We start from the raw sequence: 23,334 nt of genomic DNA on the forward strand, positions 1-23,334 counted from the left end.
CATCGGCATTCAATTGATCTTTTGTCATGCGTAGTACTACGAGTACTGCGGCAGTAATTGTTATCTATGCTAACAATCGGGCAAAGACAATTTATAATTGCCGGCTAAAGCACGATCGCACTTTTTTGTTTGAGAAAGCGCAAGCCTGCGAAGCCGCTGAACGGTAGAGTTCAGGGTTTGTTCAGGTTGCGGTGTTCAACCCGTTCCCCAGCTCCGATCGAGTTCCACCATGCTCATGTCCACGCAAGCCAACCGCTACGCGTATCAATTGCTTGATGCGCGTGCGCAGGCGCAATTGATGCCCCCTCTGTCCGCCCAGTCTCCGCTTTCCATTGCCGACAGCTACGACATCGTTCGCTGCATCATGGATGTGCGCATTGCCCAGGGAGAGACGCTGATCGGCCGGAAGATCGGTTTTACCAACCGCAAGATCTGGTCAAAATACGGGCAGCAGGAGCCGATCAGCATGCCGATCTGGACGCCGGTCTTCAATGAGACGGTGCGCTTTACCGAAGACAACCGGGGAATCCAGAGCTTGACCGGCGCGCAACAGCCGCGCATCGGACCGGAACTGGTGTTCAAGCTCGGCTCGACGCCGGCTCCGGATGCCACGATGGAGGAACTGGCGCAGTGCATCGAATGGATGGCGCATGCGTTCGAGATCGTCATCTGTCCTTTCCCGGGCTGGAAATTCGAGATGGCGGACTCGATTGCCGCTTTCGGCCTGCATGGATCGCTGATCGTCGGCGAACCGAAGATGCTGTCCGAAGCAAGCCGCCGCAGTCTTGGCGAAGTGCTCGCCAATGCCAGCCTGTCACTGTCCTGCGGCGATGAACTGCGTTCGGCCGGCTTCGGCAGCGACGTGCTGGGCAGTCCGCTGCACGCCTTGTGGCACCTGCATCAGCTGTTGGGCCAGCAGCCGCAGTTCTCGGGACTGGCCGCTGGTGAAATCATCACCACCGGCACCTGGACCGATGTCTGTCCGATCGCGCCGGGCGAGACATGGACCTCGGCTTTTTCGGGGCTGAGCCTGCCGGGGCTGACCATTTCATTCGTATAGCCCCGGCCGGTGGCCGAACAGGAAGGGGCTGCTCAGCCGCCGATGTACTTGTCTGCGAACGCCTGCAGTTCTTCCCAGGTATCGGGAAAGGTGAGCTTCAACCTGCTGCTGTAAAGGCCGATCGCGCCTGCAATGGCACGCAGGCGGTTTGCGAAAGGCAATTCGAACTGGCTGCCGAACTGCTGGGCATCGAATCCTTCGCGGGCGGAAGCATATTCAATATCGTTGAGCCTGCAATCCTGGCTGTGAAAATAGAGCGCAACGCTGATTCTGGGCTCTTGCGCCCATTCGCTGCTGCGGCCTCCCCAGTGCAGGACATGCATGTTCCAGCCAATGGCGGATCCGGCCACAGCCGGCACTGCACGAATGCCTTGAACGGCGCCCAGGCTGGAAAAGGGAGACCGGTCAAGCGCGTCCGGAATATTCGGATCGCAGTGCACCGGCAGCACATACATGCATGCGTTCAAGGGTGTTGTGTCCGTCAGCGGCGCCCATACAGTCACCAGGCGCGGCCGGCCATCTTCCCGCATCGCCTCCTTCGCGGCCAGGTCCCGATGCGGTCCCCATCCGGCGGCGTTGGACGACGCATCGATGTGCCATGCCCAGATGTCGCAGGGCGTCAGATGGTAGTCATTGCCCAGCAGCGACGTCAGCACGGGATTGGTGCCGCAGGCGATTTGCCAGAATTCGTCATAGATGAAGGCGAACACCGGTGCGATACCTCTGGCGACAAGATCGCTGATGACGCTGGCCAGACGGGCGGCCTTGGCCTTGGAGATCAGTGGCGGCGTCTCGAAATAGCCATCCTTGAGCATGCGACGCGTGCACTGGTCGGCTTGCTGCGGCGAGACCTGCGAAGCGTATGCAAGCTTGGCCGCCAGGGGGAAGGCACTGATGTGCAGATCCGGGTTCAGCGCTCTCCAGAATGCCTCATCTCCCGCCCGACCGAGCGGAGTGGAGGCGAAGGCATGAGGAGCAAGCAAGTCATCCATTTCTGTCAACCTTCCTGAAGAGTGGCGGCAACGGATGCAAACCGCATCCCTCTAACGAATGAGTAACGCTGTAGCGCAGGCGGTTCCCATTGGATGGACATAAAAGAAAAGGGCGCCGACATGGCGCCCTGCATGCATGGCAACGAATGATGCCTGACTACGGCCTGTTCACTTCGCACTCCCGAACGAAGTGTGAACAGGCCCTAATCCGCCCGCACCCAGGTCTGCGTGCGGCCCAGCATCGGCACGCCGATATAGCCGCGCACATCGAGTTTCTTGCCGCCGTCGCCGAGCGTCATCTTGCTCTTGTAGATCTTGCCGCTGGCCGGGTCGAGGATCTGGCCGCCGCTATAGGCATCGCCGTCCTTCTTCATGCCGGTAATGATGGTCATGCCGATGATGGGCTGGTCCTTGCGCGCATCTTCGCACTTGTCGCACTTCGGATTCTGCTCGTCTCCCGCCTCGCGGAACAGTTTCTCGATCTTGCCGCGCAATTCGCCGTTGCTTTCGGTGATGCGCACCAGGGATCTCGGCTTTCCGGTCTCGTCATCGATGGTCTTCCACAGCCCGACGGGCGAGGCGTCCTGCGCCCATGCGAGGGATGCGGTCAATGTCAGCGCGGCCAGGCTGCCGCAGATGCCGAAAGCGGTCAGAAATGCTTTTTTCATGTCAGGCTTGTCTCCCTGTGATTGGACGGGTCTGCCGCCGAACGTGCGGCGGCAGATCCCGATCTTACGTGCTCGCGATTCAGCTCTTTTGCAGCTTGCCAAACTGTTCGCGCAGCTTGTCGAGCGTAGCGCCGAACGAAGCAAGGCGCTCTTTCTCCTGCGCCACCACCTGCGCCGGCGCGCGGGCGACGAAGCTTTCATTGCCGAGCTTGGCGTTGGCCTTGGCGATCTCGCCTTCGAGGCGGCTGATCTCTTTCGACAGGCGTTCGCGTTCGGCGGCAACATCGATCTCCACCCTGAGCATGAGCTTGGCGGTGCCGACCACCGACACCGGCGCCGGCGATTCCGGCAGCGCATCGACCACCTGGACTTCCGACAGCTTGGCCAGCGCCTGCAGGTACGGTGCGAAGGATTGCGCTTCGGCCTTGGCAGCGGCAGTGGCAGTGGCTTCGATGACCAGCGGCACGCGCTGCGCCGGCGACAGCTGCATCTCGCCGCGCAGGTTGCGGCAGGCATCGGTCATCGACTTCAGCTGCGCCATCCAGGCTTCCGCCTGCTCGTCGAGCTTTTCCGTATTCGGGCGTGGATAGGCCTGCAGCATGATCGATTCGCCGTTCGGATCGAGCTGGCGATCGGTCATCGGCGCGATCTTCTGCCACAGCTGCTCGGTGATGAACGGAATGATCGGATGCGCCAGCCGCAGCACGGTTTCCAGCACGCGCAGCAGGGTGCGGCGGGTGGCGCGCTGCTGGGCTTCGTTGCCGTTCTGGATCTGCACCTTGGCGACTTCGAGATACCAGTCGCAGTATTCATCCCAGATGAACTTGTAGATGGCCGAGGCGATGTTGTCGAAGCGGTAGTCGGCAAAGCCTTTTTCCACTTCCGCTTCGGTGCGCTGCAGGAGCGACACGATCCAGCGGTCGGCCTGCGAGAAATCGCGGCCGCCTTCGCCGCAGGAAGCGCCGTCGAAACCGCAGTCCTTACCTTCGGTATTCATCAGCACGAAGCGGGTCGCGTTCCACAGCTTGTTGCAGAAATTGCGGTAGCCTTCGCAGCGGTTCAGGTCGAAGTTGATATTGCGGCCGAGCGAGGCATAGCTTGCCATCGTGAAGCGCAGCGCATCGGTGCCGAAGGCGGGAACGCCGTTCGGGAATTCCTTGCGCGTCGCCTTGGCGATGCTATCCGCCTGCTTCGGATTCATCAGGCCGGTGGTGCGCTTGGCCACCAGCGACTCGACGTCGATGCCGTCGATCAGGTCGATCGGGTCGAGCGTGTTGCCCTTGGACTTGGACATCTTCTGGCCGGACGCATCGCGCACCAGGCCGTGCACGTACACCGTCTCGAACGGCACCTTGCCGGTGAAGTGGGTGGTCATCATGACCATGCGCGCCACCCAGAAGAAGATGATGTCGAAGCCGGTGACCAGCACCGACGACGGCAGGAAGGTCTTGTAGTCGGGCGTTTCTTCCGGCCAGCCGAGGGAGGAGAAGGGCACCAGCGCCGACGAGAACCAGGTGTCGAGCACGTCGTTGTCGCGCCTGACGTTCTTGCCGCCGGCCTGCGCCCTGGCGTCTTCCTCGTTGCGGGCGACGTAGATCTTGCCGTCGTCGTCATACCACGCCGGAATCTGATGGCCCCACCACAATTGGCGCGAGATGCACCAGTCCTGGATATTGTTGAGCCACTGGTTGTAGGTGGTGGTCCAGTTCTCCGGCACGAACTTGATTTCCCCGCCGGAGACTTTTTCCAGCGCCACTTCGGCGATCGACTTGCCGGGGAAGTGCGTGCCTTCCGGCGCGGGTTTGCTCATTGCCACGAACCACTGGTCGGTCAGCATCGGTTCGATCACGACATTGGTGCGGTCGCCGCGCGGCACCATGAGTTTGTGCGGCTTGACCGATTCGAGCAGGCCTTCGGCTTCGAGGTCGGCGACGATCTGCTTGCGCGCGTCGTAGCGGTCCATGCCCTGGTACTTGGCCGGGCCGTTCTCGTTGATCTTCGCGTCGAGCGTGAAGATGTTGATCTTTTCCAGGTTGTGGCGCTGGCCGACCGCATAGTCGTTGAAGTCGTGCGCCGGCGTGATCTTCACGCAGCCGGTGCCGAATTCCTTGTCGACGTACTCGTCGGCGATGATCGGGATCTGGCGGCCGGTCAAAGGCAGCGTCAGCAGCTTGCCGAGCAGCGGGATGTAGCGCTCGTCGGTCGGGTCGACCGCGACGGCAACGTCGCCGAGCATGGTTTCCGGACGGGTGGTCGCCACGGTGATATGGCCGCTGCCGTCGGCCAGCGGATACTTGATGTGCCACATGTGGCCGTCTTCTTCTTCCGACACCACTTCCAGGTCGGACACCGCGGTCAGCAGTTTCGGGTCCCAGTTGACCAGGCGCTTGCCGCGATAGATCAGGCCCTGCTCGTACAGGCGAACGAACACTTCGGTGACGGCCTTGGACATCTTCTCGTCCATGGTGAAGTATTCGCGGCTCCAGTCGGTGGAGGCGCCCATGCGGCGCATCTGGCCGGTGATGGTGGAGCCGGAATGCTCCTTCCATTCCCAGACCTTCTCCAGGAATTTCTCGCGGCCGAGGTCATGGCGCGAAATCTTCTGCGCATCGAGCTGGCGCTCGACCACGATCTGCGTGGCGATGCCGGCGTGGTCGGTGCCGGGAATCCAGGCGGTGTTATGGCCGCGCATGCGGTAGTAGCGGGTCAGGCCGTCCATCACGGTCTGGTTGAAGGCATGGCCCATGTGCAGCGTGCCGGTGACATTGGGCGGCGGCAACTGGATGGAGAATGCAGGCTTGCCGGCATCGGTGGTCGCGGTGTAGTAACCGCGCTGTTCCCACAGGGTGCGCCAGTGTTTCTCAATCTCGGCGGGCTCGAAAGACTTGGCTAATTCCATGATTTAACTTATGTTTCTGCGAAACTAACCATTATAAATGAGGCGCATGCCGACATCGGTGCGGATGCGCGTATAATTCGCCGAAGTCGTTACGGAGCCCGCTCCTTGATGACTACCGCACTACAACCTGCTAGGGGTCCTGGCCAGCTTTGCAATAGTCCTGCAATGCGCAACCGGGTGAGAAATACCCTTGAACCTGATCTGGATAATGCCAGCGAAGGGAAGCAACCGGAACCGCGCGCCACCTTACGTGTCATCCTTCCGCCGCTCCTTCGCTTTTTCGTTTTAGCAAAGGAGCAACATGAGCGCCAATCCGCAATTCCTCGCCGCGACCGCCAAGGTCGACGAAGCCGCCATCCAGCCGCTTCCCAATTCCCGCAAGATCTACGTCGAAGGCTCCCGCCCGGACATCCGCGTGCCGATGCGCGAAATCAGCCAGTCCGATACGCCGGCCTCCTTTGGCGCCGAAAAGAATCCGCCGATCTATGTCTACGATACTTCCGGCCCCTATACCGACCCGCAGGCGCAGATCGATATCCGCTCCGGCCTGCCGGCGCTGCGCGCCAAGTGGATCGCCGAGCGCGGCGATACGGAAGAGCTGCCCGGCCCGACCTCGCAATACGGCGTCGAACGCCTGAACGATCCCAAGCTCGCCGAACTGCGCTTCAACCTGCACCGCAAGCCGCGCCGCGCGCTGCCCGGCAGGAACGTGTCGCAGATGCACTATGCGCGCCAGGGCATCATCACGCCGGAAATGGAATACATCGCCATCCGTGAAAACCTGCGCCGCAAGGAATATCTGGAAGAACTGAAGGCTTCCGGTCCGATGGGCCAGAAGCTGGCCGACCTGATGGGCCGCCAGCATCCGGGCCAGAGCTTCGGCGCGGCGATTCCCGCCGAGATCACGCCGGAATTCGTGCGTTCCGAAATCGCCTGCGGCCGCGCCATCATTCCCGCCAACATCAACCATCCGGAAATCGAGCCGATGATCATCGGCCGCAACTTCCTGGTGAAGATCAATGCCAACATCGGCAATTCGGCCGTCACCTCGTCGATCGGCGAGGAAGTCGAAAAGATGACCTGGGCCATCCGCTGGGGCGGCGACACGGTGATGGACCTGTCCACCGGCAAGCACATCCATGAAACCCGGGAATGGATCATCCGCAATTCGCCGGTGCCGATCGGCACGGTGCCGATCTACCAGGCGCTGGAAAAGGTGCACGGCAAGGCCGAGGAACTGACCTGGGAAATCTTCCGCGACACGCTGATCGAGCAGGCGGAGCAGGGCGTCGACTATTTCACCATCCACGCCGGCGTGCGCCTGCAGTATGTGCCGCTGACCGCCAAGCGCATGACCGGCATCGTCTCGCGCGGCGGCTCCATCATGGCGAAATGGTGCCTCGCGCATCACAAGGAATCCTTCCTGTACGAGCACTTCGAAGACATCTGCGACATCATGAAAGCCTACGACGTGTCGTTCTCGCTCGGCGACGGTTTGCGCCCCGGCTCGATCTACGACGCCAACGACGAAGCGCAGCTGGGGGAGCTCAAGACCCTGGGCGAACTGACGCAGATCGCCTGGAAGCACGACGTGCAGGTGATGATCGAAGGCCCCGGCCATGTGCCGATGCACCTGATCAAGGAAAACATGGAGCTGCAGCTGAAGGACTGCCATGAAGCGCCGTTCTACACGCTCGGCCCGCTGACCACCGACATCGCGCCCGGCTACGACCACATCACTTCCGGCATCGGCGCCGCGATGATCGGCTGGTACGGCACCGCGATGCTCTGCTACGTGACGCCCAAGGAGCATCTCGGCCTGCCCAACAAGGCCGATGTGAAGGAAGGCATCATCACCTACAAGCTGGCGGCGCACGCGGCCGATCTGGCCAAGGGACATCCCGGCGCGCAGATCCGCGACAACGCCCTGTCGAAGGCGCGCTTCGAATTCCGCTGGGAAGACCAGTTCAACATCGGCCTCGATCCGGACAAGGCGCGTGAATTCCATGACGAGACGCTGCCGAAGGATTCGGCCAAGGTGGCCCACTTCTGCTCGATGTGCGGGCCGCATTTCTGCTCGATGAAGATCACCCAGGACGTGCGCGACTATGCGGCCAGCCAGGGCATCTCCGACGAGCAGGCGCTGAAGAAGGGCATGGAAGTCAAGGCGGTGGAATTCGTGAAGTCCGGCGCCGAACTCTATCGCAAGCAGTAAGCCATGCAGATCCAGTTGAACGGCACGCCGCACGCGGTCGCGGACAACGAGAACGTGCAGGGCCTGATCGCGTCGCTAGACCTCGCCGGCAAGTCGCTCGCGGTGGCAGTCAACCGCGAGGTGGTGCCGCGGCACCGCTGGGCGGAACAGCTGCTGCGGCCGGATGATTGCGTGGATATCGTGCGGGCGATCGGAGGCGGGTGATGTTTGCCTTGTACGTGTCCCGGTCCGCCTGCTGACGCGTCAATAAAAGATGTTCCCTCCTCTCCTTGAGGGAGAGGGAGCAGGGGTTTCGCGATGCATGGCATCGCGCCTGCGGGCTCCGAGCCGCTTGCAAGCCCGGATCGCAACACGACAACAACCTGGAAACAGAGCATTCAATTCTATTCCGCACCTTCCCCGAAGGGCGGACGATGCAAAAGGAGCGCACCATGAGCAATCCGCAGCAATCCCAAACCGAAGGCCTCACCATCGCCGGCAAGACCTACCGCTCGCGCCTGCTGGTGGGAAGCGGCAAGTACCGCGATCTCGAACAGACGCGCCTGGCCACCGAGGCCAGCGGGGCGGAAATCATTACCGTGGCGATTCGCCGCGTCAACATCGGGCAGGCCCCGAACGCGCCCAGCCTGCTCGATGTGGTGCCGCCGTCGCAGTACACCATCCTGCCCAATACCGCCGGCTGCTACAACGCCAAGGACGCGGTGTACACGCTGCAGCTGGCGCGCGAACTGCTGGGCGGCCACAAGCTGGTGAAGCTGGAAGTGCTGGGCGATGAAAGGACGCTGTTCCCCAACATGCCGGAAACCCTGAAGGCGGCCGAGACGCTGGTCAGGGACGGCTTCGACGTGATGGTCTACTGCAGCGACGATCCCATCCAGGCGAAGATGCTCGAAGACATCGGCTGCGTGGCCGTCATGCCGCTGGCCTCGCTGATCGGCTCCGGCATGGGCATCCTGAATCCCTGGAACCTGTCGCTGATCATCCAGCAGTCGACAGTGCCGGTGCTGGTCGATGCGGGCGTCGGCACCGCGTCCGACGCGGCGATCGCAATGGAACTCGGCTGCGACGGCGTGCTGATGAATACCGCGATCGCCGGCGCGAAGGATCCGGTCCGCATGGCCCGGGCCATGAAGCTGGCAGTCGAGGCGGGGCGTGAAGCCTATCTTGCCGGACGCATTCCGAAGCGCTTCGCCGCTTCGCCGTCGTCGCCGATGGAAGGCCGCGCAACGTGATTCGTCCGAGCGTTCTCGTATTCGCCGGATCCGACCCGAGCGGCGGTGCCGGCATCCAGGCCGATGTGCAGGCCGTCGCCGCGCTCGGCGCGCATCCGCTGTCATCGATCACCGCGCTGACCGTGCAGGACAACGATCGCGTCTACAAGGTGCATCCGGTGCCGGCCGATCTGGTGCTGCAGCAGGCCCGGACGCTCATCGACAAGATGGACATCGCCGCGGTGAAGATAGGCATCGTCGGCAACCGGGCCAATGCGGAAGCGATCGCCGAAGCCATCGGCCTGCTCAAGCAGCGGCGTCCGAACCTGCCGGTGGTGCTTGATCCTGTTCTCGGCAGCGGGCACGGCGATATGTTGTCGGAGGATGATCCGCGCCATTCGATCATGCGGCTGCTGCCCCTGGCGAGCCTGGTGACACCCAACCTGCCGGAAGCCAGCGCGCTGTGCGGCGGCGAGCAGCGCCCGGATGCGCAGGCGGAACTGCTGCTCGAACACTGCAGGAACGTGCTGATCAAGGGAGGGCACGGCGATGGCCCCGATGTGGTCAACCGCTGGTTTTCAAGAAGCGACCGGCGCACCTGGACCTGGCCGCGCCTCGAAGGCGGCTTTCACGGCAGCGGCTGCACGCTGGCTTCCGCCATCGCGGCGCTGCTGGCGCGCGGCCGGCCGATGCGGGATGCGGTCGACCAGGGACAATGGTATTGCCAGCATGCGCTGACCGCCGCCTACGCCGTCGCCGATGGACAACGCATGCCCGACCGCGGCATCACTGTGGACAACATGGAGAGCAGGACATGAAAGGTTTATATCTCGTCACGCCCGACTGGGACGATACGCAAAAGCTGCTGCAAGTCACCGAAGCCGGCCTGCGCGGCGGCGCGGCGCTGGTGCAGTACCGGCACAAGACGGCATCGCCGACCTTGCGCAGGGAGCAGGCCGCGGCGCTGCAAGCCCTGTGCAGGGAGCACGGCAAGCCCTTCATCATCAACGACCATGTCGACCTGTGCATCGAACTCGATGCCGACGGCATCCATGTCGGCGGCACCGATGCATCGGTCGCCGAAGCGCGGGCGGCGGTCGGCCCGGGCAAGATCGTCGGCGCCTCCTGCTACGGCACGCTGCAGCTGGCGCGGGATGCGCATGCGGCGGGCGCCAGCTATGTCGCATTCGGCGGCTTCTATCCGTCGCGGGTGAAGAAGTACGACATGAAAACGCCGCCGGAGATCGTGGCGCAGTCGAAGGCCGAGATTCCCCTGCCGGCGGTGGTGATCGGCGGCATGACGCAGGAAAACTGCACGCCGCTGGTGGTGCTCGGCGCCGACATGGTGGCCGCCATCAGCAGCGTCTACATGGCGGATGACCCGGAAGCGGCGGCGCACGGCTTTGCGGTGCTGTTCGGCTGACTGCCGTTCACGACGGTTCACCACGCTTGTCACTGTCACTGATCGTCGCCAGCGCGTCGATCAACACCCGTACCCGGCCAGGCAGCAGGCGGTTGCCCGGCCAGACGATGCTGATCGGCAGCGGCGGCGGCCGCAATGCCTGCAGCACTTCCACCAGCCTGCCGCGCCGGATGGCATCCGCCGCCATGTAATCGGGCACCTGGATCAGTCCGGTGCCGTGGCAGGCGCTTTCGACCATGCCTTCGCCATCATCGATCAGCATCCGGTAGCGCGGATGCAGTTCCAGCACCTCGCCATCGACGGCGAACTGCAAGGGACGCTCCCGCCCGGACGTGGGAACGCGAAACACGACGAAGGCATGCCCGTCCATCTGCGCCGGATGCGTCGGCTCGCCGCGCCGCGCCAGATACTCCGGGCTGGCGCAAACGACCAAGTGCTGCCAGCCGATGCGCTTGCTCGCCAGGCGCGAATCGATCAGCGGCATGATGCGCACCGCCGCATCGATGCCATCCTTGACCACATCGCACAATTGATCCGTCAGCCGCACATCCGCGCTCAGTTCCGGATGCGCCTGCAGCAGGCGCGACACCGCCGGCAGCACCACATGCTTGCCGTAGGTGATCGGCGCATTGATGCGCAATTCCCCGCGCGGCTCTCCATGGGTGCCCGCCGCCAGGGTTTCCAGTTCATGGATGTCGGCAAGAATCTTTTCGCAGCGGGCATACAGCGCCTCGCCATCCGAACTCAGCGTCACCTGCCGCGTCGTCCGGTGGAACAGCTTGACGCCGAGCTGCTCTTCCAGCCGCACGATGCGCTTGGCGACCGTCGATGCCGTGATGCCGAGTTCCCGGCCGGCATGGGCAAAGCTGCGATGCCGGGCCGCGCTGGCGAAGGCGATGAATTGCGTGAATCCACTCATGTCGGGCTGCCGATGGTTGGGGGCGATTGCGGAAGAATTTTCCTCAATGTTACGACATTCCATGTTGTTCAAGTGGCAGCCTGAAATGGGCATACTGCCCTTCATGCCGTCACTGGTCACCGTTCACCGGTCACCGACGGCTTCCGATCCAGACAGCCTCGAGGAGAACAGACATGCATGTAATCGCTCAGAACAAGCCGGCGGCAACCGGATTTCCCGGCATCGAACACGCCACCCTGGCCGGCAGCGCCGAAGGCTTGCGCGCGATGTCGATCTGGCAGCAGTCGGTGGCGCCCGGCGCGGCCACGCCGCCGCATCGGCACGATTGCGAGGAAGTCGTGATGTGTCACGCGGGCACCGGCGAATTGCATATCGATGGACGCATCGAGCGCTTCAGCGCCGAGCAGGTCGTTGTCATTCCAGCCAATGCGCAGCACCAGATCTTGAGCGTCGGCAGTGAACCGCTGCGCTTTGTCGCGGTGTTCAGCGTCAGCCCGGTGCAAGCCTATTTTCCGGACGGCACGCCGATTGCGTTGCCATGGCGGACATGAGATGCCAGAACGGCATGTTCGGCATGTTGCAGGGGCGAGGCGATGGCGCGGGGCGGCGGAAATTGCCGGAAGGCCTTTGCCCTCCGGGCTTATAATCTCCGGATGCAAAATCTTCTTCACAATCTCAATCCCGAGCAACTTGCCGCCGTCACCCTGCCCGCGCAATCCGCGCTGATTCTTGCCGGTGCCGGCTCCGGCAAGACCCGCGTACTCACCACGCGCATTGCCTGGCTGGTGCAGACCGGCCAGGTCTCTCCCGCCGGCGTGCTGGCCGTGACCTTCACCAACAAGGCGGCCAAGGAAATGATGTCGCGCCTGTCGGCGATGTTGCCGATCAATACACGCGGCATGTGGATCGGCACCTTCCACGGATTGTGCAACCGCCTGCTGCGCGCGCATTACCGCGATGCCGGGCTGCCCCAGACTTTCCAGATTCTCGACTCGGCCGATCAGCTTGCGGCGATCAAGCGCCTGTTGAAGGCATTGAACGTCGACGATGAAAAATATCCGCCTCGCAACCTGATGTATTTCATCAATGGCGCGAAGGACCAGGGCCTGCGCGCGCACGAGGTGGAAGCGCACGACGACTACAACCGCCGCTTCGTGCAGCTGTATGAAGCCTATGACAATCAGTGCCAGCGCGAAGGCGTGGTGGACTTCGCCGAACTGCTGCTGCGCACGTATGAACTGCTGAGCCGCAACCAGCCGCTGCGCGAGCATTACCAGGCGCGTTTCAGGCACATCCTGGTCGACGAGTTCCAGGACACCAACAACCTGCAGTACAACTGGCTCAAGCTGATGGCCGGCGAACACAATGCGGTGTTCGCTGTGGGCGACGACGACCAGAGCATCTATGCGTTTCGCGGCGCCAACGTCGGCAACATGGTTGCCTTCGAGCGCGAGTTTCGCGTGCAGAACCTGATCAAGCTGGAGCAGAACTACCGTTCGCACGGCCACATCCTCGATACCGCCAACACGCTCATCGCCAACAACAGCAAGCGCCTCGGCAAGAACCTGCGCACCGATGCCGGCCACGGCGAACCGGTGCGCATCTACGAGGCGAGCAGCGATATCCAGGAAGCGCAATGGATCATCGAGGAATCCAAGAGCCTGATCGGCGAAGGCGCGCTGCGCAGCGAGATCGCGATCCTGTATCGCTCCAATGCGCAGTCGCGGGTGATCGAACATGCGCTGTTCACCGCCGGCATTCCGTATCGCGTGTACGGCGGCCAGCGCTTCTTCGAGCGCGCCGAGATCAAGCATGCGATCGCCTATCTGCAGCTGATGGACAATCCGCACAATGATTCCGCCTTCCTGCGCGTGGTGAACTTCCCCACGCGCGGCATCGGCGCGCGCTCCATCGAGCAGCTGCAGGATGCGGCGCGCCAGTACGGCATTTCGCTCTATGCGGCGGTGCCGTATGTGGCGGGCAAGGCCGGCAGTTCGCTCGGCTCCTTCGTCAAGCTGGTCGAAGCCATGCGCTTCGAAACGCAGAACCTGCCGCTGCAGGAAATGGTGAAGGTCATGCTCGACATGAGCGGCCTGATTCCGCATTACCAGACCGAGAAGGAAGGCGCCGACCGCATCGAGAACCTGGAACAGCTGGTCAGCGCGGCGATGCTGTTCGTTACCGAAGAAGGCTTCGGCATCGACACGCCCGCCTTCCTCGGCCCGAAGGCGCAGGAAGTGGCGGGCACGCCGCTGCCCAACGGCGACGAACTGATCGACGCCGATGCGCCGCTGGCCACCGTGATGTCGCCGCTGTCGGCCTTCCTGTCGCATGCCTCGCTCGAGGCCGGCGACAACCAGGCGCAGGCGGGGCAGGATGCGCTGCAGTTGATGACCGTGCATTCGGCCAAGGGCCTGGAGTTCGATGCGGTGTTCATCACCGGCCTCGAAGAGGGGCTGTTCCCGCACGAGAACAGCGCGCAGGAGCAGGGCGGACTGGAAGAGGAGCGGCGCCTGATGTATGTGGCGATCACGCGGGCCAAGAAGCGGCTGTACATGAGCTTCTCGCAGACGCGCATGCTGCACGGCCAGACCCGCTACAACATGAAGTCGCGCTTCTTCGACGAGTTGCCCGAGGCCGCGCTCAAGTGGCTGTCGCCGAAGGTGCAGCACCAGTGGTTCGGCAATAGCAGGAAGAGCGCCTGGGACGATGCTCCTGAAGTCGGCGCCAACAACATCGCGCAGAGCTTTGCGCGCAAGGATGTCGGCTGGCGCATCGGCGAAACCGTCTCGCACCAGAAGTTCGGCGAAGGCGTGATCGTCAACATCGAGGGCGGCGGCACCAACTCGCGCGCGCACATCAACTTCGGCAAGCACGGCATGAAGCTGCTGGACTTGAACATCGCCAAGCTGGAGCGGGTCAACGGGTAAAGATTGCCAGGAAATGGCGCCTTGCAATGTCGATTGCGGGCGCCGCTGCAAGAAGAAAGAGCCGCATTGCATGCGGCTCTTTTTTATTTGCGCGCCGCCTTGCGGCAGCGGTGCGGACGGGCTTCTCAACGCTTGTCGGCGCGTCTCTTCGTCTGCCGGCGCGTCTCAGCCCTGATTTTCGCTATCCGTCGCGTTTTTCATGATGACGCCCACGTCGGTCCGCGCCTGGTACTGGCTGTGCCCTTCCTTGTACAAGGCGCCGCCAATGCGTACCAGGGCATCGAAATTCTCCTTGGACAGTCTGCCGCGCGATTCGGCAAGCAAGCCGGCGAGGTCGAGAATAATCGTGTTCATCAAGGGCGATTCCGTCGTGTCGGTCTTGGCCTGTTCACGAAACATTCCCAGGACTTCGTCCTTTGTCATATCAATCTCCAGAATGGAATCGGCCAGTGTACGCCGCCGCGGCAATGCCGTGGACGCATAAGTTCTTTCATCTGCGCTTTTTGCGGAGCTTGACATTCAGGATCAGGGGAGTATGCTGGAAACCATCCATTCACCATCCACATGGATGGTTTTTTAAACCCAGTCACCTTTCCTTTGTTCAACATGAAAGACATCGAGCTGCGTACCAAAGTCGCGGATAGCGAAAAGATCACGATCAATCTTGGTCCCATCGATCTCGGGCAGATCGATCTCCTCGTGCAGGAAGGCTTCTATGCAAACCGGACCGACCTGATCCGTACCGCGATACGCAACCAGATTGGTTCCCATGCCGAGGCTGTTCGCCAGACAGTCATGCGCAGGAGTCTGGTGCTTGGCTTGCAGCATTTTTCACGCGCCGATCTGGAGGCTGTCCGGCAATCCGGGCAGATCCTGCAGATCAGGGTGCTGGGCATGGCCAGCATCGACAGCGATGTCACGCCCGAACTGGCAATGGAAACGATTGAATCCATCACCGTACTGGGCGCATTCCATGCCAGCCCGGCCGTCAAGGCGGCTCTCGCAGGCCGCATACGATAACGCGATAAAGCGATAACGAATTCTGAAAGCTCAATATGAAACTGAATGAACACTTTCTCGCGCAAATGCGCGAGGCCGCCTCGCTGCTCCAGACTTCCGGTCCGACGGCAGCCAGCGAAGCCATACAACGCGCGCTCGGCGCCGCCGGCCTGACAGGCAGCGGTCCCGGAGCCTTCAATGACACGAGTGATGCCGCCGCTGGCAATACCGTCGGCGCGGAGGACTTCATCGACATCAATCCCGCCTTCAAGGAAGGCATGAGGTCGAAGGCGGACATGCGCGGCATGCTGGAACGCATGCGCAGCCGTTCCGGCATGCCATGGCGCAGGCCATCGGTGCAGGACGCCGAAGAGGTTCAGGACGTTGAAGAGGCGGAGGCTCGCGGCGACGAAGCTGCAAGGCGCCGCACGCCGGAGGAGGGCAAAGGCCGGTTCCTTTCCGGTTCCTGCACCAACCGCGCCGGCACCCGCTCCTACAAGCTTTATGTGCCGACTTCCTATCGCGGCGAACCGTTGCCGCTAGTGGTGATGCTGCATGGCTGCAAGCAGAATCCCGAGGACTTCGCCGCCGGCACGGGAATGAACCGGCTGGCCGAGCAGCACAACTGCCTGGTCCTCTATCCGGGGCAGGCGGTCAAGGCCAACGGCTCGAACTGCTGGAACTGGTTCAATCCGTCGGACCAGCGCCGCGCCCACGGCGAACCTTCCATCCTTGCCGACATGACGCGGCAGGTCATGCAGGAATACAGCATCGATCCTGAGCGTGTCTATGTGGCGGGGCTGTCCGCCGGCGGCGCGATGGCGGCCATCATGGCGGCGAGGTATCCCGAGGTGTATGCGGCGGCGGCCATCCATTCCGGGCTTCCGGTCGGCTCGGCGCATGATGTTGCCTCGGCCTTCGGCGCGATGCATGGAGGTGGAGTTGGAGTTGGAGTTGGAGGCCAGGCGCCGGCGGCCGCGCCTTGCGAGCAACCGGTTCCGGTCATCGTCTTCCATGGAGACCGCGACCATACCGTGCATCCGGACAATGGCCGCAAGGTGCTTGCCCAATGCATGGGCGTGGCGGCAGACGCTGGCGCCGGCGGGAGCGCCGCGCATGGAACGTATAACAGCAGCGCCACCCGGGGCAAGACCGCGCGCGGACGTGCCTATACGCAGACCGTCTATCAGGACAAGGATGGTCGGTCGGTCGCCGAGCATTGGGCCATCCACGGCGCGGGACATGCATGGTCCGGCGGCAGCAAGGCGGGCTCCTATACGGATCCGAAGGGGCCGGATGCGTCGTCCGAAATGATGCGCTTCTTCCTTGCGCATCCGCGCAAAGCGACGCGACAATGACTTGTCGCCGGATGCAGGCCTGATGTGCTCCTGCATCCTCGCTCGATCATGATGCAGCCGGCGATGCGGTGCACTCCGCCGCATCCAGGCTCATTCATGCATGCCGGCGCGCATAGTCGAGGGCATCGGCAAGACGGTCGTAGCGATAGCTTTGATAATGGTAATGCCGGCCGTCGAACCTTACCTGAAGCTGATCCATCTGGCGCTGCTCGCTTTCGCTTGGCATCATGGGCGGCGTCCATGCAGAGGCTTCGTCATCAGGCGCTCCCGTTTGGGCGCTTCGCCCCTGATCCAGTCTTGCATAAGCCAGCGCATCCTTGAGGACATCGTAGCAATACTGCCCATAGCGGTAGGTGCGCCCGTCGAAGCGGACGTGCAGCTCCGACATCTGGAGGGCATCGGCATCGGATGGCTGAAAAAAATCAGTCGCCGTATCCGGCCGCGACGGCTTGCCTGCCGCATCGAGATTCATCATGGTCTGCCTCTTTGAAAGAAAGAGAAACGCTATCCGTCATCGAATAGCTGGTGGATGGATGAAAATGCTCGTTGCGTTCGTTCCCCCGGACTGTGATATCTTGCAGCAGCAGCTGGCAAGTCAAGGCAAGTCAATCTGCGGTCGCGCAGGCGGGTATCCGACATCAAGTCATGAACAGCCTGCTTTCACTATATGAGCCGGCAAGCATTTCACCCAGGCTTATTTGGATCGCCGAGGCTATTGCCTAGGGATTGGGAAATCTTCTTGCTGGATTCCAAGGCGCCGGGTTGGCATAAGGCAAGCCGGACCGCTACCGAAATATCGGGATATCGGCGCCCGAACAAAGGCAAGGAAAGAGAATTATCAAGGTTATCGATGTCGATGACCCGCATGATGGTTGCAGGAAGATGGCAAGACATCTCATCTCAATAGTGCCGGGCATTTCTCTCTCCCTCTTTTTATCAAGCCCCGTCCATCAATACCTACTGGTTATAGGTTAATGGCTACAGGCTGCGGGCCATAGCGCAGTGGCGGGCATTCGCGAGACCCGCGCGCCAGGCATGATGATGCATTCATCTTGAAGCGTGCCGGGCATTTCCCTTCCATAAGATTTTCATAAGGATCATGCAATGAGCCATACCACCAAAGAACCGTACCTGACCAACGAAGGCGTGATCTTTACCGTCATCGTCGATTCCCTGAAGCGCGAATGCCTGATCAAGGAAGAGGCATTGCAGCAGCTGTCGTCAAAGAATGCCGACGCTTCCACGGTCGGCATGATGGAGGTATTCCATGCGTTTGAAGGCAAGATCAACGGCGTGGCAAGACGCCTTGTCGCCGCGGGAGTGCAGGGCACACCGCTGGTGCTGAGCCGCAATACATTCGCAGGACCGCCGCGCTAGAACGTTTTCGGCTTGACTGGACCAGGGCCTGCTCACACTTGATTCGGGAGTGCGAAGGCGCCGTAGGCGTTGCAGGGCTAGACGCGACGACGCGTCGTAGCGGTGCTACGGCAAGGAGTCACAACGCAGTGCCAGTGCCAATCTGTCCGGGGCGGCAGGCAGGCCAGTGTGAAACCGCTCTCAGCATGGACCGCGCGCCGCGCGCGTGCGTGTTCTTGTGCCGATATCGAACGGGACAAAGCCCGCGCCGGACGTTGCGGAATAAAAAGGCTTTCGGGCTGATCGCCCCGCCTGTGATATAGTTTGCCTGTCCGATGGCAGATTGCCCGTTTGGTCAGAGTCAGGTTCTTGTTCCTCATATCCCGCCTCTTCCCGTCCTTCGGCCATGCATGGAGTCGCACCGACCCCGGCATGATCCGACCGCCTTCATCGTTCGTTACTGCATCATCGCTGCCTTTCAACGGCGGTTGATACGCTCCGGCACAGTTCGTCGCACGCGACGGGCAAGTGATGTGCTGGCCATTCACGCTGTCGCTTGCATGTCCGTAAGTGTGCCGATCCGCGCGCCGCGCCCGCGATCTCAACGCTATGTCACTGCAGGCGCAATACGATACTGGAAAACTCAATGTCTAAAGAAGATCTGCTGGAAATGATGGGCCAAGTCACCGAGGTCCTGCCGGATTCGCGCTTTCGCGTGGACCTGGAAAACGGCCACAAGCTTATTGCCTATACCTCGGGGAAAATGCGCCAGCATCACATACGCATACTGGCCGGCGACAAGGTGTCGATCGAAATGTCGCCTTATGATCTGAGCAAGGGACGGATTACCTTCCGCCATCTTGAAAAGCGCGGTCCTGCGCCCTCAGGCTATCAGCGCCGCCGCTGATAGCGCAATACACCCGCTATAGGGCTGTCCACGTCAAGGCCGTCATTACGTGAACATTCCCTGTACGCAAGCACGATACGAAAATAAGCAAAGTATCGTTAGGACATTTCAGGTTTGGTCTGTATAGTGGGTTTCATGCTTGTATCAAGTCGTTGTTGTTGGTCTCTTTCCCGTATTGCTCTTTGCCGAGCCATTCCCGTTTGATTTCCTTCGGTAGTCTTTCTTGATCTCAGGCCCATCCTGGGTGATATGCCCTTATTTTCAGAATTTTCCAAAGGAAGCAAACAAATGAGTACTCAATCCGGCACAGTAAAATGGTTCAACGACGCCAAGGGCTTCGGCTTCATCACACCGGACAACGGCGGCGGCGATCTGTTTGCCCATTTCCAGGACATCCAGTCGAACGGCTTCAAAAGCCTGAGCGAGAACCAGCGCGTCTCGTTCGAGCGCAGCACCGGTCCGAAGGGTGAAAAGGCGAGCAACATCCGCGTCATCTAAGTTTTCGCACTGCTGCGCATGCAAAGAAGCGCATGCAAAGAACAGATGCGGCACGCAGGTGCTGCAATTGATTGGACGTCGGTTTTCCTGACCGACCTCCATCCGAAACCAATCCGGCAATAATGCAAAGAGTGGGGCACCATGCAGATAGCACGGGCTCCGGGTTCAATCCAGCGACACCATGCAGATAGCACGGGTCGCGGATTGAAAAGCGTTAATGCCGGTAGTAGTTCAGGGCTCGCCTCGGCGGGCTTTTTTCATTTCTGGCCGGACAATATGTCGGTCAGCGTGCCGCTGCGCTCGTGGATGCATCGGCCGCTGCGCATGCCGGGAAATCCGTTCAGGCGGGCAGCACAAAGAACTTCATCGGATCGACGCGCCACTTTTCCGCCGACTGGTAGCTCTGGATCTTGTCGCCGCCACCCATTCCCAGCGGCTTGGACAGGTCGACCTGCACCGGCTTGATATAGGTATTGGACTTGGTGCTGAAGAACACATTCACCTTGGGCGACAGCAGGTTGGTTTCATGCGGTTCGGTGACCACGCCGAGCCGCCCCGATTCCAGCAGGACGAGTGTGCCGACCGGATAGATGCCGACGCAGCGCATGAAGCTTTGCACTTGCTGCGGATTGAAATGGAACTTGCTCCATTCGAAGATCTTGCGCAGGGCTTCGGCCGCCGGCAGGCCCTTGTGGTAGCAGCGGTCGGCGGTGATCGCGTCATACACGTCGACGATGGCCGCCATCTGCGCCATCGTGCTGATTTGCTCCCCCGGCAGCTTGTCGGGATAGCCGCTGCCGTCCATGCGCTCGTGATGATGCAGGGTGATATCGAGCGGGATCTCGCCGACGCCGGGCGTTTTCAGCAATATGTCGTAGCCGTCCTTCGGATGGCGGCGGATGATGTCGAATTCCGCATCGGTCAGCCGGCCAGGCTTGTTGAGCACTTCATCGGGCACCAGCGCCTTGCCGGTATCGTGCAGAAGTCCACCGAGTCCGGCCTGGCGCGTCGATTCCGCATCCATGCCGGCGGAGCGGCAGAAGGCTACCAGCAGGGTGCAGACGCTGACCGAATGCAGGAAGGTATAGTCGTCCTTGTTCTTGATGCGCAGCAGTCCGGTCAGTGCGCCGGGATTGCGCAGGATGGACTCGGTGATGTTCTGCACCACCGGCTCGACCTGGTCGAGTTCGATCGCCTTGCCGAGGCGGGCATCGTGCATGACGGTGCGTACCAGCTGATGTGCCTGATTCTTGACTTGCGCCGCGCGGGCCAGTTCATCGGCGACGGAAATGCGAATCACCGGCGCTGGTTCGCGGCGGGCGATGTCGACCATTTCCTTCTCCAGCACCTGGCGGGCTTCTTCGGCGGTCGGTGCATGCGCGGCATCCAGACCCTTGCTGGTGTCGATATACACCTCGTGGATGCCGGCGTCGATGATCTTGCGGATTTCGTCTTCGGACGTCAGGAGCAGGCGGCTGCGAACGAAGGGATGGTCCATCCAGTGACAGCTGAGATCATGGATGAACATGCCAACCCGCAGTTCGCGCACGCCGATTTTCTTGATCATCGGACTCCCCCTGTATTACCGACTGAATGAATGTGGCTTTGCAGCAAGCAACGAGTATAACCTTGGAACGCCGCCGCATGGCGGCCGCGCGCCTATTACCGGAAATTGTCAGCCGCGCGGTGCGGGCAGGGATTCGGGCCGCCCGAACACCGTCGTGTAAGTGGGATAGAACGAGCAGTACATGACCACCGTCAGCATCAGCGACAGCGGCAGCAGCACCAGCATCACGACGAAGGGCTTGGAAATCAGCAGTGCAACGATGCTGCTCACGATGACCGGCACCAGCACACCGATCAGCAGCCAGGCCAGTCCATACACCAGGAAGGCCTTGCCGGCGCGCTTGACGGCGAAGAAGCTGTAGAAGATCGCCTTGCCGATGCCCATCTTCTGCCATGCAATCAGCGGCGCCGCATACCAGAAGGCCATGGCCGCCGGCGTGTACACCAGCGCCGACAACATCATGCCGAGCGACATGTTGGAATTGCGGATGGTTTCCGCATCCATCGCCTTGTTGCTGCTCATGACCTGCCAGAACACGCCGCCGTCGATCAGCGCCGATGCCGCGATGGCGGCCACCGCGGCGATCAGGTAGAGAAAGCCGAGCTTGACCAGTGACAGGAAGGCGGGCGAACGAAAACCCGCCAGCAGCAGGTTGGGGTAGACCTTCTTGCCGTCTTCGACCTGCACGCAGGCCTGCATGAAGGCCATGGAAAACACCGGGATCAGCACCATCGGGAGGATCTGGCCCAGGAGCGGCAGAATGCCGACCACCACCATCAGGAACATGTAGGCGAGAAACAGCGTCGACATTTCGGCCGGCTGCTTGCGGAACAAGGCGAAGCCCTGCTTGACCCAGAGCCAGCCGGCGTTTGCGGGCAGTTTTTCCATGTTCAGAACAGTTCCGGAACCGGGTTATCAATGCGCTGGCGCAGTATCCGCTCGAAATGCGTCGGATCGTGCGGCGTCAGCATCTCCGCTTCGCGCGGCATGTGGAAATCGTACAGGCGCGACAGCCAGAAACGCAGGGCGCCGGCCTGCAGCATCGGCCGCCATGCTTCCTGTTCGGCGGCGGTGAACGGGCGCACCGCATGATAGGCATCGAGCAGGGCGCGCACCCGCGCATGGTCGAGGGCGCCGCTGTCGAGATCGATGCACCAGTCGTTGACGGTGACAGCGACGTCGAAGATCCAGGTGTCGCAGCCGGCGAAATAGAAATCGAAGAAGCCGGTGAGGCGCTCGCCGTCAAACATCACGTTGTTGCGGAACAGGTCCGCATGCACCGGCCCGTGCGGCAGCTCGCGGTAGGTTGTCGAAGCGGCAAAGGCTTCCTGCGCATGCAGCTCGGCCCGCAGCAGATGCCGGTTGTCTTCCGACAGGTAGGGCAGCACCGTCGGCGTGGTCATTCGCCACCAGTCCAGGCCGCGCAGATTGGGCTGGCGGATGTGGAAATCCCGGCCGGCGAGATGCATCTTCGCCAGCATCGCGCCGACCGCCGCGCAGTGCACCGGGCGCGGATCGAGCTGTGAACTGCCTTCCAGCTTGGTCACGATGGATGCCGGCTTGCCGTGCAGGGAGTGAATGATCTCGCCCGCGTGGTTGGCGACCGGCGCCGGCACCAGCACGCCGCGCTCGGCCAGATGGCGCATCAGGTGCAGGTAGAACGGCAGCTGGGCGAAGGTCAGCTTTTCGAAAATGGTCAGTACGTATTCGCCCTTCTCGGTGGTCAGGAAGAAATTGGTGTTCTCGATGCCGGAGGAAATGCCCTTGATTGCGAGGGGTTTGCCAAGATTGAACTGGGGCATCCAGTCGGTAAGGTCATCAAGGCTGACCGGGGTGAATACTGCCATGAGCGAAATGTAATGTGGGTTCTGAATAGGGATGCTTACTTGGCGGCCGGTGCGGCTGCGGGCGCGGGCGGCGGAGGAACCTGGGCCGCTTGCGCCGCTTCGGCTTCCCTGGCTTCCTTCGAGCGGCTCAGGTCGAACTCCAGCACTTCCCATTGCGGTGCGCGCAGGAAGCTGCCCTGGGCATCGCCGGGCAGGGCGCTGCCGGAAGAGTCGTTCGCCTTGAGCACATAGGTGCTCTTGCCGCTGGTGACTTGCACTTCCGTCACCTTGCCGCCGGGGGCGCGCTTTTCCACGGTGCGGGCACGCTGCTGATCGGGCTGGCGGATGGTGACGGCGGGTTCTTCGCCTTCCTCCAGCCTTTCCAGTTGCGGCGGCGGCGGAGCGGTATTGCCGGATTGCTGAGCCGATGATGCCAGGGGTAGTGCGGCCGCGATGCAGGCCGCAAACATCGGCCAGGCCTTGAGTGTGCGCATAATAGTTGTCGA

The 23,334-nt window shown here is 61.7% G+C and carries 23 protein-coding genes and 1 riboswitch; of the genes, 13 read left to right on the forward strand and 10 right to left on the reverse strand.

The window, feature by feature from the left end; all coding sequences use genetic code 11:
* Positions 1–229: 229 nt before the first annotated feature.
* Complete coding sequence (locus tag FH061_RS26630; RefSeq protein ID WP_151638864.1) at positions 230–1,060, forward strand: 2-keto-4-pentenoate hydratase; 831 nt, start codon at positions 230–232, stop codon at positions 1,058–1,060.
* A gap of 32 nt (positions 1,061–1,092) precedes the next feature.
* On the opposite strand, the gene FH061_RS26635 is transcribed toward FH061_RS26630, so the two are convergent.
* From FH061_RS26635 to FH061_RS26645, 3 genes are all read right to left on the reverse strand, one after another.
* Entirely contained in the window at positions 1,093–2,052 is a 960-nt protein-coding gene (locus tag FH061_RS26635) for a phytanoyl-CoA dioxygenase family protein (RefSeq protein WP_151638865.1), read from the reverse strand.
* A 203-nt stretch (positions 2,053–2,255) separates the two neighbouring features.
* Positions 2,256–2,720: a DUF2147 domain-containing protein gene (locus FH061_RS26640; protein ID WP_151638866.1), complete on the reverse strand. Its 465-nt coding sequence runs from the start codon at positions 2,718–2,720 to the stop codon at positions 2,256–2,258.
* Between the two features lie 79 nt (positions 2,721–2,799).
* Positions 2,800–5,619: a valine--tRNA ligase gene (locus tag FH061_RS26645; protein WP_151638867.1), complete on the reverse strand. Its 2,820-nt coding sequence runs from the start codon at positions 5,617–5,619 to the stop codon at positions 2,800–2,802.
* Between the two features lie 122 nt (positions 5,620–5,741).
* Positions 5,742–5,859, forward strand: a riboswitch (TPP riboswitch).
* A 61-nt stretch (positions 5,860–5,920) separates the two neighbouring features.
* Here FH061_RS26645 and thiC point away from each other — a divergent pair.
* From thiC to thiE, 5 genes are all read left to right on the forward strand, one after another.
* Positions 5,921–7,834 carry a phosphomethylpyrimidine synthase ThiC gene (gene thiC / locus FH061_RS26650; RefSeq protein WP_151638868.1) on the forward strand — a complete coding sequence of 638 codons (1,914 nt, stop codon included), beginning with the start codon at positions 5,921–5,923 and terminating at the stop codon, positions 7,832–7,834.
* Between the two features lie 3 nt (positions 7,835–7,837).
* Complete coding sequence (gene thiS / locus FH061_RS26655; RefSeq protein WP_151638869.1) at positions 7,838–8,038, forward strand: sulfur carrier protein ThiS; 201 nt, start codon at positions 7,838–7,840, stop codon at positions 8,036–8,038.
* A 227-nt stretch (positions 8,039–8,265) separates the two neighbouring features.
* The gene (locus FH061_RS26660; protein ID WP_151638870.1) at positions 8,266–9,066 is read left to right on the forward strand and encodes a thiazole synthase; all 801 of its coding nucleotides are present in this window, start codon (positions 8,266–8,268) and stop codon (positions 9,064–9,066) included.
* Complete coding sequence (gene thiD / locus FH061_RS26665) at positions 9,063–9,863, forward strand: bifunctional hydroxymethylpyrimidine kinase/phosphomethylpyrimidine kinase (protein WP_151638871.1); 801 nt, start codon at positions 9,063–9,065, stop codon at positions 9,861–9,863. The genes FH061_RS26660 and thiD overlap by 4 nt, the downstream gene beginning before the upstream one ends.
* Positions 9,860–10,468 carry a thiamine phosphate synthase gene (gene thiE / locus FH061_RS26670; protein WP_151638872.1) on the forward strand — a complete coding sequence of 203 codons (609 nt, stop codon included), beginning with the start codon at positions 9,860–9,862 and terminating at the stop codon, positions 10,466–10,468. The genes thiD and thiE overlap by 4 nt, the downstream gene beginning before the upstream one ends.
* 7 nt (positions 10,469–10,475) lie before the next feature.
* Here the strand turns inward: thiE and FH061_RS26675 are convergent, their stop codons facing one another.
* Entirely contained in the window at positions 10,476–11,387 is a 912-nt protein-coding gene (locus tag FH061_RS26675; protein WP_151638873.1) for a LysR family transcriptional regulator, read from the reverse strand.
* A gap of 173 nt (positions 11,388–11,560) precedes the next feature.
* Between FH061_RS26675 and FH061_RS26680 the strand changes: the two genes are divergently transcribed.
* Both FH061_RS26680 and FH061_RS26685 read left to right on the forward strand, forming a co-directional pair.
* On the forward strand, positions 11,561–11,938 hold the full coding sequence (locus tag FH061_RS26680; protein WP_151638874.1) for a cupin domain-containing protein: 378 nt from the start codon (positions 11,561–11,563) through the stop codon (positions 11,936–11,938).
* A gap of 102 nt (positions 11,939–12,040) precedes the next feature.
* Positions 12,041–14,317 carry a UvrD-helicase domain-containing protein gene (locus FH061_RS26685; RefSeq protein WP_151638875.1) on the forward strand — a complete coding sequence of 759 codons (2,277 nt, stop codon included), beginning with the start codon at positions 12,041–12,043 and terminating at the stop codon, positions 14,315–14,317.
* A gap of 165 nt (positions 14,318–14,482) precedes the next feature.
* Here FH061_RS26685 and FH061_RS26690 read toward each other — a convergent pair whose 3' ends face one another.
* Positions 14,483–14,740, reverse strand: coding sequence for a hypothetical protein (locus tag FH061_RS26690; RefSeq protein ID WP_151638876.1), 258 nt, complete (start codon positions 14,738–14,740; stop codon positions 14,483–14,485).
* A gap of 183 nt (positions 14,741–14,923) precedes the next feature.
* Between FH061_RS26690 and FH061_RS26695 the strand changes: the two genes are divergently transcribed.
* A complete protein-coding gene (locus tag FH061_RS26695) occupies positions 14,924–15,337 on the forward strand; it encodes a CopG family transcriptional regulator (RefSeq protein WP_151638877.1) in 414 nt (137 codons plus the stop codon).
* Between the two features lie 35 nt (positions 15,338–15,372).
* On the forward strand, positions 15,373–16,674 hold the full coding sequence (locus FH061_RS26700) for an extracellular catalytic domain type 1 short-chain-length polyhydroxyalkanoate depolymerase (RefSeq protein ID WP_151638878.1): 1,302 nt from the start codon (positions 15,373–15,375) through the stop codon (positions 16,672–16,674).
* A gap of 94 nt (positions 16,675–16,768) precedes the next feature.
* Here FH061_RS26700 and FH061_RS26705 read toward each other — a convergent pair whose 3' ends face one another.
* On the reverse strand, positions 16,769–17,149 hold the full coding sequence (locus FH061_RS26705; RefSeq protein ID WP_151638879.1) for a hypothetical protein: 381 nt from the start codon (positions 17,147–17,149) through the stop codon (positions 16,769–16,771).
* Between the two features lie 629 nt (positions 17,150–17,778).
* On the opposite strand from FH061_RS26705, the gene FH061_RS26710 reads away from it, so the two are divergent.
* The 3 genes from FH061_RS26710 (at position 17,779) to FH061_RS26720 (ending at position 19,435) form a co-directional block, all read left to right on the forward strand.
* Entirely contained in the window at positions 17,779–18,051 is a 273-nt protein-coding gene (locus FH061_RS26710) for a DUF1488 family protein (RefSeq protein WP_151638880.1), read from the forward strand.
* A 625-nt stretch (positions 18,052–18,676) separates the two neighbouring features.
* The gene (gene infA / locus FH061_RS26715) at positions 18,677–18,937 is read left to right on the forward strand and encodes a translation initiation factor IF-1 (protein ID WP_151638881.1); all 261 of its coding nucleotides are present in this window, start codon (positions 18,677–18,679) and stop codon (positions 18,935–18,937) included.
* Positions 18,938–19,225: 288 nt separating this feature from the next.
* Positions 19,226–19,435: a cold-shock protein gene (locus tag FH061_RS26720; RefSeq protein WP_151638882.1), complete on the forward strand. Its 210-nt coding sequence runs from the start codon at positions 19,226–19,228 to the stop codon at positions 19,433–19,435.
* Between the two features lie 340 nt (positions 19,436–19,775).
* Here the strand turns inward: FH061_RS26720 and FH061_RS26725 are convergent, their stop codons facing one another.
* From FH061_RS26725 to FH061_RS26740, 4 genes are all read right to left on the reverse strand, one after another.
* Entirely contained in the window at positions 19,776–21,002 is a 1,227-nt protein-coding gene (locus FH061_RS26725; RefSeq protein ID WP_151638883.1) for an HD-GYP domain-containing protein, read from the reverse strand.
* A gap of 108 nt (positions 21,003–21,110) precedes the next feature.
* Positions 21,111–21,890 (reverse strand): BPSS1780 family membrane protein, encoded by a 780-nt coding sequence (locus tag FH061_RS26730; RefSeq protein WP_151638884.1) that lies wholly within the window; start codon positions 21,888–21,890, stop codon positions 21,111–21,113.
* Positions 21,891–21,892: 2 nt separating this feature from the next.
* Positions 21,893–22,849 carry a homoserine kinase gene (locus tag FH061_RS26735; protein ID WP_151638885.1) on the reverse strand — a complete coding sequence of 319 codons (957 nt, stop codon included), beginning with the start codon at positions 22,847–22,849 and terminating at the stop codon, positions 21,893–21,895.
* Positions 22,850–22,884: 35 nt separating this feature from the next.
* Positions 22,885–23,322: a DUF2782 domain-containing protein gene (locus FH061_RS26740; protein WP_151638886.1), complete on the reverse strand. Its 438-nt coding sequence runs from the start codon at positions 23,320–23,322 to the stop codon at positions 22,885–22,887.
* Between the last annotated feature and the right edge of the window lie 12 nt (positions 23,323–23,334).

Origin of the sequence: Noviherbaspirillum aerium, from assembly GCF_008929045.1 — a bacterium.
In the GTDB taxonomy this organism is placed as follows: Bacteria; Pseudomonadota; Gammaproteobacteria; order Burkholderiales; family Burkholderiaceae_D; genus Noviherbaspirillum; species Noviherbaspirillum aerium.